Origin of the sequence: uncultured Turicimonas sp., assembly GCF_902477955.1 — a bacterium.
In the GTDB taxonomy this organism is placed as follows: Bacteria; Pseudomonadota; Gammaproteobacteria; order Burkholderiales; family Burkholderiaceae_F; genus Turicimonas.
The window spans coordinates 1-14469 of the sequence record NZ_CABSJB010000053.1 but is presented as its reverse complement, the minus strand read 5'-3'; the positions used below and the strand labels follow the sequence as shown (position 1 = coordinate 14469).

General features: G+C 44.6%; 16 protein-coding genes. 6 read left to right on the top strand and 10 right to left on the bottom strand.

What is annotated here, in order from left to right; genetic code table 11:
* A partial coding sequence (locus RDK53_RS11445) for a VirB8/TrbF family protein (RefSeq protein WP_308514987.1) occupies positions 1–457 on the bottom strand: 457 nt, incomplete at its 3' end.
* A 47-nt stretch (positions 458–504) separates the two neighbouring features.
* Here RDK53_RS11445 and RDK53_RS11440 point away from each other — a divergent pair.
* Entirely contained in the window at positions 505–693 is a 189-nt protein-coding gene (locus tag RDK53_RS11440; RefSeq protein ID WP_308514985.1) for a hypothetical protein, read from the top strand.
* Positions 694–736: 43 nt separating this feature from the next.
* On the opposite strand, the gene RDK53_RS11435 is transcribed toward RDK53_RS11440, so the two are convergent.
* The 3 genes from RDK53_RS11435 to RDK53_RS11425 are packed head-to-tail and all read right to left on the bottom strand — an operon-like array spanning position 737 to position 3307.
* Positions 737–961 carry a hypothetical protein gene (locus RDK53_RS11435; protein WP_308514983.1) on the bottom strand — a complete coding sequence of 75 codons (225 nt, stop codon included), beginning with the start codon at positions 959–961 and terminating at the stop codon, positions 737–739.
* Positions 958–2562, bottom strand: a complete 1605-nt coding sequence (locus tag RDK53_RS11430) for a type IV secretion system protein (protein ID WP_308514981.1) — start codon at positions 2560–2562, stop codon at positions 958–960. Before RDK53_RS11430 ends, RDK53_RS11435 begins: the two co-directional genes overlap by 4 nt.
* 1 nt (position 2563) lies before the next feature.
* Positions 2564–3307 (bottom strand): type IV secretion system protein, encoded by a 744-nt coding sequence (locus tag RDK53_RS11425; protein ID WP_308514979.1) that lies wholly within the window; start codon positions 3305–3307, stop codon positions 2564–2566.
* A 297-nt stretch (positions 3308–3604) separates the two neighbouring features.
* Between RDK53_RS11425 and RDK53_RS11420 the strand changes: the two genes are divergently transcribed.
* Together RDK53_RS11420 and RDK53_RS11415 are read left to right on the top strand one after the other, a co-directional pair.
* Positions 3605–3928 carry a type II toxin-antitoxin system RelB/DinJ family antitoxin gene (locus RDK53_RS11420; protein ID WP_066593158.1) on the top strand — a complete coding sequence of 108 codons (324 nt, stop codon included), beginning with the start codon at positions 3605–3607 and terminating at the stop codon, positions 3926–3928.
* Positions 3913–4251 (top strand): type II toxin-antitoxin system RelE/ParE family toxin, encoded by a 339-nt coding sequence (locus RDK53_RS11415; protein WP_308514976.1) that lies wholly within the window; start codon positions 3913–3915, stop codon positions 4249–4251. The genes RDK53_RS11420 and RDK53_RS11415 overlap by 16 nt, the downstream gene beginning before the upstream one ends.
* A 14-nt stretch (positions 4252–4265) precedes the next feature.
* On the opposite strand, the gene RDK53_RS11410 is transcribed toward RDK53_RS11415, so the two are convergent.
* The 5 genes from RDK53_RS11410 to RDK53_RS11390 are packed head-to-tail and all read right to left on the bottom strand — an operon-like array spanning position 4266 to position 8378.
* Entirely contained in the window at positions 4266–6740 is a 2475-nt protein-coding gene (locus tag RDK53_RS11410; protein ID WP_308514974.1) for a VirB4 family type IV secretion/conjugal transfer ATPase, read from the bottom strand.
* A 6-nt stretch (positions 6741–6746) separates the two neighbouring features.
* Positions 6747–7073: a VirB3 family type IV secretion system protein gene (locus tag RDK53_RS11405; RefSeq protein WP_308514972.1), complete on the bottom strand. Its 327-nt coding sequence runs from the start codon at positions 7071–7073 to the stop codon at positions 6747–6749.
* Positions 7074–7077: 4 nt separating this feature from the next.
* The gene (locus RDK53_RS11400) at positions 7078–7368 is read right to left on the bottom strand and encodes a TrbC/VirB2 family protein (RefSeq protein ID WP_308514970.1); all 291 of its coding nucleotides are present in this window, start codon (positions 7366–7368) and stop codon (positions 7078–7080) included.
* A 22-nt stretch (positions 7369–7390) separates the two neighbouring features.
* The gene (locus RDK53_RS11395) at positions 7391–8044 is read right to left on the bottom strand and encodes a lytic transglycosylase domain-containing protein (RefSeq protein ID WP_308514968.1); all 654 of its coding nucleotides are present in this window, start codon (positions 8042–8044) and stop codon (positions 7391–7393) included.
* Positions 8037–8378, bottom strand: coding sequence for a hypothetical protein (locus RDK53_RS11390; protein ID WP_308514966.1), 342 nt, complete (start codon positions 8376–8378; stop codon positions 8037–8039). The genes RDK53_RS11395 and RDK53_RS11390 overlap by 8 nt, the downstream gene beginning before the upstream one ends.
* 87 nt (positions 8379–8465) lie before the next feature.
* Between RDK53_RS11390 and RDK53_RS11385 the strand changes: the two genes are divergently transcribed.
* Genes RDK53_RS11385 through RDK53_RS11375 form a run of 3 tightly spaced genes read left to right on the top strand, consistent with a single transcriptional unit; the run spans position 8466 to position 9389 of the window.
* Positions 8466–8732: a hypothetical protein gene (locus RDK53_RS11385; protein WP_308514964.1), complete on the top strand. Its 267-nt coding sequence runs from the start codon at positions 8466–8468 to the stop codon at positions 8730–8732.
* Positions 8729–9073, top strand: coding sequence for a type II toxin-antitoxin system PemK/MazF family toxin (locus RDK53_RS11380; protein ID WP_308514962.1), 345 nt, complete (start codon positions 8729–8731; stop codon positions 9071–9073). Before RDK53_RS11385 ends, RDK53_RS11380 begins: the two co-directional genes overlap by 4 nt.
* Positions 9074–9089: 16 nt before the next feature.
* Entirely contained in the window at positions 9090–9389 is a 300-nt protein-coding gene (locus RDK53_RS11375) for a hypothetical protein (protein WP_308514960.1), read from the top strand.
* A gap of 52 nt (positions 9390–9441) precedes the next feature.
* On the opposite strand, the gene RDK53_RS11370 is transcribed toward RDK53_RS11375, so the two are convergent.
* Positions 9442–14442 carry an autotransporter outer membrane beta-barrel domain-containing protein gene (locus tag RDK53_RS11370; protein WP_308514958.1) on the bottom strand — a complete coding sequence of 1667 codons (5001 nt, stop codon included), beginning with the start codon at positions 14440–14442 and terminating at the stop codon, positions 9442–9444.
* Positions 14443–14469 lie beyond the last annotated feature (27 nt).

Sequence of the window (14469 nt, the reverse complement as noted above, 5' to 3'; positions counted from 1 at the left end):
ACGAGATGATTGACAAATATTGTCTGACCCGAGCATGATCGTTTTCCAACGTTCTCCAGTCGTAACTTTCGTGACTTAACGTATATAAATTCAGCCAATATTTGTCCATCATCTCGTCGACCGGAATGTTTTGTGGATCCCGCAGATCAATGACTCTTGTAGTGCCGGTGGACTTATCTAATTCGACAATAAACGGATATGCCTCTTTTTTTACAGCAATAACAACCGCAACTGCACTGACAATCAAAAGTAAGACGATAAGCAATGCCGAGACGCTCCAACCAAGACGGGCCTGCCTCTCTTTCAATGCCATTCTCTCGATTGTCCAGTCTCTGGCATCCTGATAGTTGTAGCTGTCTTGTTCTACCTGGGCGTCAGGGCTTTTGTCTGCGGGGGAAGATTCAGAAACAACTTTATGTTCCTGAACGTCTTTTTTTGGTTTTTTCTTAAAAAACATATTGTTCCTTGGTATAGGATTTAAAGGTAATTGTTAAGGGAGCCAGAATGCCTGTTGCCGACCCCAAAAAGCTTGAGAATCTCTCTGATAACGGTGTTGCCAAAAGAAAGCTGAAAATCAAAAAATATGATTTAGGCATCCTCTTAGAAGAACATGAGAAGATTCGGCATTTATTCGAAAACGAGTACAAGCAATGGGAATCTTTGTCTGCCAAAGGAGAGGAGAAAGTTAAATAAGCTTGCAACTCATTTTTGGGATCAAACTGGAACTTGAACAACTTCATCTCCCTTGTCTCGGATCGTTTTCGCTCTCAAAACTGAAGTTTCTTGTTGCCGCATCTTGCTTTGCTTGCGAAACTTTTTCTTTACGGACTGCTTCTCTCTGCTTAGCAAACTCAACCACAGAGACTTTCTGTCCTGAAGGCTGCGGAGCTTTTGGAGCACCGCACCCGGAAAGAGTAAGCACGCTTACCGCTGTCAAAAGAATTAGTAATTTTTTATTCATTTTTTATTCCTTTTTAGGATTTCTTCGGCTTTTCGTTGGTTTTCGGCCGCCACCGCTTCCTCTTTAGCTGCAGTCTCTGCAGCAGAGATCGTCTCGGTAGAAGATGGCGGTTGATTCATATTTATGTTTCCCGGAGTGCCTCCGAAAACTCCTCTGGAGTCAAACTGACTTCTGTCCCAACCGAATTCACTGTCTGGAATACTCTGAGATTGAGAAACACTTTGAACGGAACTTGCAGAACTCTGTCCGCCAAAAGTTGTTGTGCCGGAACTCTGTGCCGTAGAAGCGTTTGAAGTAATAGGAGCGGCACTGCCCGAAGGGGAAGAGCCGGCCGGAGCAGACGCTGCTGGACTGCTTGAGTAGCCTGGAGAAATTGAAGAACTGCCGGAGGCATAATTTGCCCCAACTCTCATGGCGTTTTGTGCTGCAGTTTGAGCTTCTGCGGGACTTTGAGCCATAGAACCGCCGGAAGGCGTGTGGCTGCCGGAATCAGCCGCTGCATCTTTGCCGGCGAAAAAGTTCATACCAGCCCCTAACGTGTAACCTAATGAGGATGCTGCAAAAGCACCTGTTTGATTTAATCCGCTTCCGCCAAGAATGTTTTTTGCTCTTTCTCTAATCTCTTCATTACCGCGGGCAGCTCCGTATCCAAGCATCCCGCCTCCCATAAAGGCAGCTACAGTATGTCCTATGCCGCTGAACATTCCGGCCATTGAAGCAGCCTGCAAAGCCACGCCTCCGGTTAGACCAGCGGCAAACGACGGAATCGACTTAACAACCGTAGCGATAGAAAAGACAACGACGGTAAATATGGCCAACTTAATAAACAAAGCGGAAAAATTCTTTCCGGCCTGAGCCTTAATGGCTGCTTGAGAAATATCTAGAATATTTTCACTAAATATGCCATTAATTAGGAGAAGGGTTGAAGCGATAGCAACTAAAGTAAATACCCAGCAAATCATCGCACGCAGCCACCCGTCAAACCAAGACCGGGTTGATTGAAACATCAGACAAGCAATGAACATCGGGCCGAAGGCCAATCCCATAACAATGAAGATTTCATAGAGCAGCAGATAGCCGACAGCAAAAATCATGAAGTAAGCACAAACCACAAACATGATGAGCATGAGCACCATGATAAAAAGGACAATCCCAATGTTCTCACCGAACATCCCAAGTCCTGTTTTCTCCCACACCCCCCGAATGGCTGTAAAACCACGCATAAATATCTTCCACGTTAAATCGCAAGCTCCCCACGCTGAAGTTACTGAGGCCGTCCCGTCTACAGCCCGAGAAACCGCCGAAAGAAGCATCGACTCCACCCCGTAAACCGCAGGGATGATGTATTCCGCAAACATTGCCGCATTAAGCGCAAACATGGAAACGACGGTGATCTTTGCGCAGCTCTCCGCCAAACCTGCAATTGATCCCTCGACTCGTCCGCTGCTGATTTGCCATGCCCGCACAAGAAAGAAAATCAAAATTGCAGAGCTCACTATCGGCAAGATATCGGTGATGATTGACGCCGATACAGATTCAGCAAATCGCTGAATCATGCTTCTTACCTGATCTCCGAAGGCCTCAAAAACGCCGGCTGCCATATCAATTTCTCTTCTTCGGTTTATTAACGGGAGCTAAAAGATTGTCTAAATCCGCCTCGGTAATCGGAGGGAACATCTCTTGAAAGGCTTTTTTCTTTGCGGCATCTTCCAGAGCCTTGGATTGTTGCGCCATCTGAGCCTGCTGAAACTGCGCCGCAAACTGCGAAGCGTTTAAAGCTACTTGTTCGGCTTGAATTCGAGCTGATAAATCTGCAATGGCTTTAGCGTCTTCTGCCTCATTGATTTTCGACATCAGTGATTCAATGTTCTGAAGTCTTTGAGCGACGGTATTCTGTCCTTGCTGTAAGGCTGCCGCAGTCTCGGCTTTATAGTTTTGAGAGCGAAGGCAATACTCCTTAGGTTCTCCTTCGAGATTCTCACAAGCCTTTCCTAAATCAAACTTATCAAAAAATTGCTTTCCGAGATTGCTCAGACTTCCGCTTCCTTTGAGAATGGAATTAAGTCTTGATTGAACATCTTGAGGAATCAAATTTCTCAGATTCAGATCGTACTTAAGCGTGCCGAAGCCTCTGTTTCCGGTGAAATTTTTCAGCTGGTTAACTGCTGTGTTGTACTGTTGAAGCTGCGTCTGATAGGCTTGCTGAAGCTGCTGAAGCTGCAAAACAGCCTGAGTAATTGCACTCACATCCACTGTCGGGATGCCGGAGGCAAAAACCTGACTGCCCAAACCTAAGCTCAGACAGAAAGCCAGAGAAATTACAAATTTTCTTTTTTTGATTTTCATTATTTTCTCCTTGGATAACTAATTACTGTCATTTTTTGGGGTTCTTATCCAACTGAAAGTTACATCCCCGTTGTCTAGGAACAACTCCTTTCAAGGCAGCAGAAAGCTTCTTTTGAGGACTCCGAGCAATAAAACTGTGGTTCTCCTATACAGTAGTTTTCTGCCCCCTTTAACCTTTGTTCCCCCTTTAACCTTTGTTTTTTAACCAACGAAACCAAAAGAAGTAAAGAAAAGGTAGTTCTTCTCAGAAGCGGGTTATTTAGGTGTACACTGTGGACACAAATAGGAGGAATACAATTGTTAGCGGTTAATTCGAATACTTTTCTTAAAGTCCGAGTCTCAGAAGATATAAAGCAAAATGCAGCTGCTTTATTTGAAGAATTAGGCATGAGTCTTTCTGAGGCAGTCAGACTATTTCTGATTCGATCAATTGCAGAACAAAGATTGCCCTTCGATCTGAAATCTAAAAACGAGCCATTAATTCCAGCTCTGATGACCGAAGAGCAATTGGTTTCAGAAGTCTTGGAAGGATATAACTCCCTGAAAACCGAAGAGACATTTTCTTTAGAAGATGTCAGGAAAGACACTGACCGCATTTTAAGAAAATGTGCTACAAAGTAACTATTTCCAAAAAAGCCCGTGAGGATCTTGTAAAGCTCACTACTTATTTGGCCGTCGACTGTGCTGTCCCCATCACCGCAGAACGCCAACGCAATAGAATTCTGGAAGGCATAGAGTCTCTTAAGCAGTTTCCTTACAGGTGTAAATGTTTTCTTACCAAGGAGAAGTTCCAAGGCATTGAGTTCAGAACTCTGATCCTTGACCCCTGGCAGGTCATTTTTGTCATTGATGAAAAAAGTAAAACTGTTGATATTGTCCGTATCCTGAGTTCTCGGATGGATCTTCCCTCTCATTTGCAAAAACAATTCTCTTTGAGGCCTTGATTGAGTCGCTTTCTTCATGCCGCACCTTCCTCTTGAGGCAGTGACTTTTCCCCTAAGAAGTAAGGAATCCACTCGTTAGGTTCTTCTCCCACAAGATTGAACAATTTTTCTGCGAACTGAACAGAGCCGGCATTGCCGGACAGAATTTTCAGAGCTTTTTTAAAAGGTCCGAGATCCAGTCTTACAAGCACAGAGACTGGCCCCTGCTTGATGACAGCAAGGCGGCTTTGCGTATCCATCTTTTTGATAATGGAAAACTCATCTTTAGTTGTCTTGAAGCCCTCTACATAATCGCTTTCTTTGGCATAGGGATTCGGCAGATAAATCTTTGTTGCACTGTTATCAATAAATGCACTGCCTCTCTCGTTTTTAAGCACATCTTCCGGAGACTGCGTAGCAAAGACAAAGATGCCGTTTTGTTTACGGATTGTTTTCAGTTTGTCGAAGGCATACTTTGCCGTAACAGGATCGGCCAAATACTTCCAAAACTCATCCATGACAATAATGGTGCGTCTCTTATCCTTCATAACCTGTGTTTCGATAAGATGCAGGATCAGTTCTGTAAATGCCCCACGGCATTCGGCATTTTCCAGAAAATCGGTTCCGTCAATGCCGAAATTCGAATACTCGTTTAGATCTAAAGTGTTCTCTTCGTTGTCAAAGCACCAAGCCAGAGGGCCGTCGAGAATCCATTTTTTGAGCCTCAATTTCAATGATGTTCTGGCAGCCGCTGCAGTATCTCCTTGTTGAAAAAGCTGAGATAAGTAAGCTAACCGTCTGTCTTCTTTGGGAAGACTCATAACCGTTGTCACGGCTTGAGCAATTCGGTCTTCATCCATCGGATCAATCGGCAGTCCGTCTCGGGCTAAAAGCCGCTTGGTCCAACCGATTAAAAACTGAATATTTGCTTGTGTCGGCTCCAGCTGAAACGGATTAATCCCGGAAGGAGCGCCGTTTTCAATTGTGAGATAGCCGCCTCCCATAGCTCGAATGGCAAGTTCTGCGCCTTTATCCTTGTCAAACAAAATGACTGAGAGCTTATGTTCTGCAGTTCTATATTTCTGCGCACAAAACAATAGGAAATTCAGAAGAACAGTTTTACCAGCTCCAGATGCTCCGATGATAGAAGTGTTGCCTAGCGGGACTTCTCCGAAAGAATCCGCCTTTGCATCCGTGTAATGAAAATTAAAGTAGTAGGGCTGATTCGAGGGCATTCTCATCAGAGTTACAGCCTCTCCCCACGGGTTACGGTCTCTTTTTCCGCACGGGAAATTGTGAAACGCTGCCAAGTGAGCAAAGTTCATGCTCGTAATTCTTGCGACTCTCGGACGTTGTTTGCATCCGGGGATTTGATGCAGATAACTTGTCGGTAAAGCTAAAGTAGACTTCACTGGCAGAAATCCTGCGTCTTGCAGTTTCTTTACGGCATCGTTGGCGTTTTTATAAACCTTTTCTTTATCTCCGAAAACGAAAAGCGAATAGCAGTATTCACCGACAACAATCTCACCGTTTGCGACCATATCACGGGCTATCGAAAGAAGCCTAATCTGACTTAAGCCGTCATCTTCAGCATTGTTCAATTGATTCTGCTGCCGCTTCAGAACAGTCAGACCTTTTTGTTTGCTCATGGCTGTAAAGGTCTGAGTTTCAATAAACGGATAAGGACTCTGGTCGAAATTACTGTTGTAAAGCAGTCCGTCTAAGATTCTTGAGAAGGTTGCCAAGGGATAATCTTTGAGCTCTATAGACTGAGCATAACTGTTTTCAAGAGCAGTTTGAAATTCAATTGTGTCGCTTCCGACGAATATCTGAACATTGCCCAAGGCTTCATCCAAAGGCATCGAAGGGACTCTGATTTTCTGCCATTGGCCGGTAATCAGATAGTTGTAAAAACTTAACTGATTAGAGTAAGTGATGCCGTTTTCCGCATACTCGGAAAGAATAACCGGCTCATAGTCCTGCAGGGACTCGTAAAGAGCTAAGAAAACTTTTTTGAAGTCCTCAATTCTTTGGTCTAGTTCTTCTTTAATTTCTTCCGGTTTTCTTTTATCTCCTCCGAAAAGCGTAAAGATGCTAAGAGGATTTGCTTTATGACTGACTAACGTTACATAAAGCTCTGTTGCCATTAAATTACCGTCGGAAACGTTCCTGTTGTACTCAGAAATGAATCTGTTTACAAAATCAGTTCTGGGATCGGTAGGAGCCGACAGTTCATCATGGATTACTCTTCTAATCCGATGAACTTTGATGGATATTTCATCGGTTTGAGAGGCACCGGCCATCACTTTCAAAAAGTTGTTCTGACGCTCTGCATCTCTTTGTAGATCTTCGTTGCTTACAGCTTCAAAGACCTTCCCGGAAATTTTTACCGTTGCGACAAGATCTCCTTCTTTGCAGATCACAATTCCTGGCGCAATCACTGCCGAATAAGGCAAATAGGCAGATAAAGACTTTTCTTGTTTTTCTTTAGACTGTTTTTCTGAGAACACTGCCGTTTACTCCTTTTTCTGTAGGTCATTCAAAACACAAACACAGTCGGCTTTTTGTTTCGGGGAAAACGAAACAATTCCCTCTTGGTAGTTCTTGTTGGCTCCGTTAGCCAGCGGAAGACGATCAAGAATTTGCTGAAAAATTTGATCGTCTTTATCTGCAACAGACTTGAGATAAAAATGCAAAGGTACGCACAGAAGCAGCAGGGGCACCCAAACCCAGAGCCCAAGCAGAGAGAAAAGTCCGATATTGGCGACAAAGGCTTTGATCGGGACACCGAAAACACACGGTGTCCTCGTCGCACCCTTAAACAAAGGAGCTTGCAAATCCATAGACCTAACCCACAAGAAGCTCTGCAAGCCAAGGAGCAGCTGCCACGACAATAGCTCCTAAGAAGGGGCCGGCAACGTGCTGGATAGTAGCTGCTGTAAAAATCATCTTGTAGCCTGCCCACAAAATAGCAATGGTCACTACTACAAGAGAAACTCCCTGCAGCACATTTAAAATCGTCTGAAAAAGATTGTTGACGCTCTGAGTTCCTGCTGCCGCCAGTGCAGGATCTGCAAAGGCAGCAATTAAGAACAGAGAAAGGAATGCGGGGGCTTGAAGTTTGCTGATAAATTTCATATAAATATCTCCTTTAGGAAAGTTAAAAAATAAGTCCCCTCGTCTGCTGTGATGACGAGGAAATCAAAGGCCTGGAAGTGTTTTCTTCCGGCAAATTCTTTTGTTCTGGTGCTGTAATAGAGGGCACTTGCGCTTGGAGCCCGGCAGAAGTTCTTACTTTGTTGACATAACCATGGTCATAGCCGGTTTTAAAGTTTCCCGAGTAATAACAAGACAATGCATCATGCAAAGCTTGCTGGCCTCTGGCTCCCTCTCTTTGCGCTTTGGCGTAACACGCACCTAAAATCTTTGAAGCAGCCTTTAAATTCGTACAGGCATCCAATGCTTGAGCAGCGTCCAACCCATACTTCGAAAAGTTCTTTTTATTGATTTGCGCTAGTCCAACTGAATAATTAGCCCCTGATAACTCAAGTTTGGCTATCGTGCTCATGGCTTCATGAAACGCTTTAGGTTGAACAACTGAACCTCCGACCACTCCTATAGCGTATGGATTGAAGTCCGATTCTGTTTTGACTAAGGCACGCAGTGTGTCGACTGCCACCGTTGGAGCGCACCGTTTGGCAAGCAATTCGAAGTCGTCTGCGGCTGCACTTGCTGAGGCAACTAAAATCAAACCTCCGGCTAGGATCTTCGTGAACTGACGAAGACTGAAGCCTGTGGAACTTTCGTTAGGCATCGTGACCTCCTTTAAGAGTTCCTCTTCGATAGTCTCTTGCCACATCTCTGACGAACCACAGATTTAAGTCAAGGAATTTGGAAAGACTCCTGTAGCCCCAGCCGGAACCGATAAATGCAACGACTATGGGTTTAAACGCCTCACGTTCGAGTCCCATTCTCTCCAGAAAATTCTCTTTTCTCCCGTGAGTTTTCAAATGCCCCCAGTCAATAACCGTTCTTCTCTTAACCGGAAGAATTTGTGAAACCTGCATACAAGTCAGTCCTGCTGCGAGCATATCTTCTGCTATCTCTCGGTAATCCGAAGCCTCACGTGTCATTTTTTCGTAACTCAATTGACTTCCTTTTCCATTAATACGTCCGGGTACATAGTTCTTAACTTTTCAGTTATACTTTTATATAACTTATTAAGGGAGGTGCCCATGACTACAACGACATTGAGAAGAGCCGGGGGCTCTGCAATTACAACCGTTCCTTCTTTCATTAGTAATTTTTTGAAACTAGAAATCGGGGATGAACTTACGTGGGAAGTAGAAGACGGTAAGGTCATCCTCAAAGCCTTAAAGACGGTGAGAAAAAAAACAAAGCTAGATGATTTGTTAGACAAATTTGAAGCATCCAAAACTAGCCGCACCTTGGAAGATGAACAATGGCTTAACTCCGCTCCGCAGGGCAAGGAACTTTTATGAAAAAGATATGCAGAGGAGACATCTACCGAGTCTGCCTTGACCCCGTTCAGGGAAGGGAGCAGCAAGGAACAAGACCAATTTTGGTTGTTTCTTCCGACCGCTTCAACGCCGTTACGCAAACTCAGGTTGTACTTCCCATTTCTAATGGTGCAGGTTTTGCCAGAGACAACGGTTTTGCCGTAACTCTTATGGGAGCAGGACTTGAAACCACTGGTGTTGTACGCTGCGACCAACCGAGAACGCTTGATCTTGCTGCACGCAACGGAAAATTTTGTGAAAAGGTACCTGACTTCATTATTCAAGAAGTTCTTGACAAAGTGGAGGCTTTGTTTGAACACTGATTTGAAACAACACTCTTTGAAAGAAAAAGAGTTGATTGCAAAACGTTTGAAACAAGCAATTAAAGATGCAAAGGCTGGACGTGTGTATTCAACCACAGAAGTTTTTGGCGAGATCGTTAAAAATCCCGTGCATAAGGAAAGCTCAACAGTAGAAAAGAAATCTATTCGCATAGCTAACTCCATGCTTTTTGCCATGAATTCTTTGCAAAAAGATATGAAAGGGGAAGCCGAAAAAACAGAGCTGACAACTGACGAATCTGCTGTCGAGTTGATTGAACACATGCGTAAAGAGCAAGGCAATTCAGAGGAAAAATAATTCAACGTCATAATTAAGCTTCAATAGGCAGGGTAGATCCCTGCCTTTCTCCTTAGAATCTGTATCTCCCTTCGAGCTTGACTGCTGCATCAAGCTTGCCCGCAGAGCCTTTTGTCAAACCGAATTGAAGTCCTCCGGAAACGCCTTTTCTTTCAACCTGCACTCCGGCCTGAAGTTTTGAGGAGAACCTTCCGGCAAATTGATTGGACATAGAATCGAGTTCTCCGACAGTAACCCCTGAAACCGTTGTAGAGTTTTTAAGGTTTCCGATGCTGTAAACAAGAGTCAAATCAGCTTGAGGGCGAATTCTCCAGTCTCCGAAAGAAGCTTGTGCTTCAACACCGACACCAAGGGGAACCTGAAGCAAATTCGTGGAAGTTCTGCCGTAACGGAAGGCACTTTGACCGTTAAGTTTCGTGGTGTATCCCTGTGTATGAGTTCTCATCCAGCGAAGGCCGGCGTGAGGAACGATATGAACGTTTTCAGAGACCTGAATGTTTTTCTCAAGTTTTGTTGCAACGTTGGCAACTGTATTTTTAATACGTGCCTCCGAGCGGTCAAAACCCGACCACAAAGGCAGTGACTGCGAAGCTTTACTTATGTTCTGGCCGACATTGATTGAGCTAATCCAGTTCAGATCGTTGCCAAAGTCCTTAGCAACATAGCCATGGACCATCCACTGATTGAATTTGTTCCGTGTTGCGACATAATCTCCAAGAGAGTCTGCTTTACCCTTCTGGAAGGAGAACGCTAAACCTGCACGTACATCAGGCATAGCCTCGAACTGATGATCTGCTCCGATAACAAATCCTCCCGAATAAGCTCTGAAGCCGCCGTTCATGTTGCCCGCACCATCCAAATCATTTGTCCTCAGACGGGTTCCTAACAAATCCGCCCACAAATGCAATCCGGAATAATCTTTCAGCACGCCGTTGGCATAACCGTAATCTCTGAAAGAAAGGTGTTTTTCAACAGAATCGGTTGCACTGTCTGCCAAGTCATTAGTAATAGACAAAGCACCCGATGCCTGACCAATCATGACCACGGAATTAAGCAGCTTAGTCTTAATATCCCTGCCGGCTGTCTTATCCTTGAGAATCTTGCAGATGAGCTGCTCGTCAGCTCCTCCGGAACAAGGACCGTTTAACGCTTTGTTAACGTTATTCGGTATAACAATATCCGGATAAAGGGTCCTGACATCTGCTAACTGAGCATTGACCCAAATATTCGCTGGATCATGATGCAGGGTCAGAATCCACTCAAGACCCGTACCCTGCTGCGCAAGTGCATAAAGATTATCTTTTGCTATCCAGCCTCCGATCCAGCCGGTTTCATCTTCATTGCCTGAAGTGACAAAACCGCTGACAATTGAGTAGTCTCCGGGCTCCTGCAGGTCTCCTAAGACTAAAGTTGCTCCCGGCTCCACAGTCACTTTGGCGATATCGCTCTTTGTAGTAAATATCGGTGAATTTGCAGCCGCTTCAGCTTTGATCACAGTGTAGCTGCCGTCTGCAAAATACAAGTCACCGTTGCCGATTTGGACATGATTGTCTTCATCTGTCCAGACTTCCGGACCAACAGCAATGCCTCCTCCCGGCCCGGTAACAACCTGCTCGGTAACAACCAGGCGGCTTGGGACATCAGGAATACGAAGAGCACTGACAACATCTGCAAACTCCAGTGCGTCTTCACCTAAGCCCAAATCACCGTTATTCTTGACATAAATATTCGTATCAATTGGTTTATCGGTTCTGAATTCGACTTGAGCTTTATTTTCTTCAGCCAATGGCTTGTCATTGCCGATGACTAAATCTCCGCCGTTAAGATCGGTATCTTTAGCATTTAGTTCACCGGATCCGACTTCAACTTTTCCGTCGTCGATGGTGAGCTTATCCGTATTGGTTATGCCGGTATTTTCAAAGTCACCGCCGGCAATTTTGACTTCATTCCAAATCGAGGTGCCTGAATTCTTATGGGTGCCGTCCGGCCCTACAGTTTTGATATCTCCTTTTTCATAGCCTTTATTGTCTGAGAGACCGCCGTCTTTGATAGTCATATCATCGTAGTTGGCCGTGCCGTCATTGGTAAGAGCACCGGTGACTTCAGTGTTTTCTACTTTCGTTGCATCAAGCCTGCCGTCTTTCTCATTGTGCAGCTCACCGTCAACAGCAAGCTGGTTCCAGATAGAAACGCCGGAGTTAGCGTGCTTGCCTCCGTCTTCAATCTTGAGCCACTCTCCTTTTTCGTAGCCGGTATTAATAGAGCTGCCGCCGTTTTGCACAGTCATGTCTTTGTACTGAGCTTGGCCGTCATTTGTAAGAGTTCCGCTTACTTCAGTATTTCCGACTTTTGAAGCATCGAGTGTGCCTGTCTTGGTATTAACAAACTCTCCGGCAACATTAAAGCCGTCAGCTATTTCCAAAGATCCGGAATTTTCCTGTTTACCGCTCTGGCCGACATCAATCCTGTTCCAGATGGAGACTTTAGAGTTTTGATGAGAACCGTGAACTGTCAGCCATTCTCCTTTTTCATAATTTGCTGTAGTAGAAGAACCGGTATCTGCAATTACCATATCGTTGTAATTTGCCACCCCGGTATTGTCGAGCTCTCCGGCGATCTGAGAGGTTTGAATGGAGCTAGCAGTTAAGTTACCTTTGTTTTCAAAACGTCCTCCGGCTGCAACTTCAAAAGCCTTCTCATCTGTATCGGCATCTGCTTCAGCCAAAGTTGACGTCGAAGAGTCAGCTCCAATCACAAAATCTTTAAAGTTTTGAATAAGACCGGAAACACTGACTTTCTTAAAGAAAGAGGAGCCGTCGTTGACGTGTTTTCCTCCGGTTTGAACCTCAATGGCTTTTCCGCTTTCTTCTCCCTTATTAACAGAAACTCCGTTTTCAGCAATGGTAAGTACAGAATAAAGCCCAGAACCTTTGTTCAAAAGTTCATTGCTGACAATAAGGTTAGTTTTATTAGCAGAACTGAAAATTGCTCCTTCTGCATTTTCAAACTTACCTTTAATCTCAAATGGAATATGGTCTTTATCGGCAACTTGTCCGGAATGAGAGTTACCTAACCAGATTTGACCTTCGTTGAGCCAATCTCCGGTGCCGGTGTAATTGTGCGAATGAAGAATAGAGCCTTTATTGATGTGAATCTTGCCGTTGTTTTCAATATCCCAAACAGCATACTCACCATTCTTGGCCTCTACAGTGCCTGAGTCATGGATGAGCAGTGAGCCAATCCAGCCGATTGTCGGGGTATGGGCTGCGAAGCTTCCGTAGGTAAATTTTCCGGAAACTTCAACATGACCTCCGTCATTGTTGTCATTTTTAATTAATGCAGTCTTCTCGTTGAATAAAACACTGTCAGGGACACTATGAACGTTGTTTCTGTCTTCATCAGTTCTGATATCGTCATCATCGTGATGACCGACGAGCACAAACTCCTTGCCTTCTTCAATATGAACTTGATCGGCACCGTCAACACTTAGAAAACCAATACCCTGGTTTACATCAATGACGTTTGCATTCGGATGATTGTGCTCATTAAAGCCGATAACCAAATTATGGTTTAATTTATTAGGATCGTTTGCTGATTCGTTGTACAGAACAGTATGGCTTAACACCACTCCGGCGAGATCTCCGCTGCTCTGCTCCGAATCGAACTGGTTAGCTAAGTCAACAGTTAATTTTCCGTCAACTTGGCCTGTGAAAGCTAAGTACACACCAGAAGAAGTGTCTCCGGGCGTATAAGGATTATCGGGATCAATTACTCCGGGATTTTCAGCACTCGCTACAAAATGCTGCATAGCATCAATAACGCCGGACATCTTTAGATATTCGTCATTGAAAACGACGAGTCCGCTGTGCCCATAAACAGCATTTTTTACTTCTTCCTTCATGGCCCCAACGCTTGTTGCGCCGAGCACTTGGGTAGGAACACCAATCTGACCGCTGGAATCAGTTCCGTCAAGCGTCAAAATATCCCGTTTAACATCATTGAATACTTGATCAAGTTTTGTTTCCAGCGCACCGCCGGCCAATACGACAGAATTTTCAGTTGTACCGTCGAAATTGAGTTTGTCGGCTTGAAGAACACCGCCTTCGTAGACATTAACCGTCGTCTCACTTGTAAGCTCAGGTGTATAGACAACCGTCAAGTTATCTTTCCAATGCTTTTTACTTTCTGCAGGGGCAGTAGTTGTAATGATCGGATTCTTTCCGCTCCCGCTGATATTAATAGTGTTATTACCCAGCCCGGCAGCGTTGCCTTCGGCGTCTTTAATCAGAGAGCCGTCGAGTTTTCCTCCGCTGATATTCAAAGTGGCGTTGTCAAACCACCCTGAATCAGATTGAAGAGAGCCGGCAGTCTGGTTGTAGACTGCTCCGGCAGAGGAATCAATGGAAGCCAGATGAAGATTTGCTGAATTGTTTAGAACCGAACCCTCAGCAAGTTCAGCATGTCCTAGTTTTGCATCACCTTTGACATCCAATTGTCCTTTGACATCTACCTTTCCGCTCTGAGAGCCGCCTTGAAGAGCAAGAACCGCCTCGTTGTCAACTGCAACGTAACCTTCTCCTGTAACGCTGTCAACTTCGTAGAGTCCGGCTTTAACCAGCAAGGCTGCGTTTGTGTCAGTAAGTTGAATTGCCGCCGTCTTTCCGGAATATGTACCTTCCAAGCCTTTAGAGCCGAGAATCAGTTTAGAAAAACCTTCTACAACTGTATTGACAGCCGTGATTAAGAAATTAGAGTTATCCTTTTCTCCGACTAACTCTAAAGTTTTGCCGTCTTTTACTGTAATTGAAGCTGCTTCATTTACGCCTTTGAAACCGGCGGAGTGCTTAACTCCGTTTTCTCCAATTTCAACGTCTTTTCCTTCACCTTCCAGATTGTGACTAATGATTGTGACGTCTCTTAAGGACTCCACGTTGTCATAAAGTTCATTGACTTTGGCAACATTCAATTTATCATCATGTGAAACGCCGGCTATAGTGCCTTGGAACTCAAGCGTAGTTGCGGATCCAAACTTTGATTTGAATTCTTTCTTCAAATCATCTGCCTGAGTTTGGGTCAGATT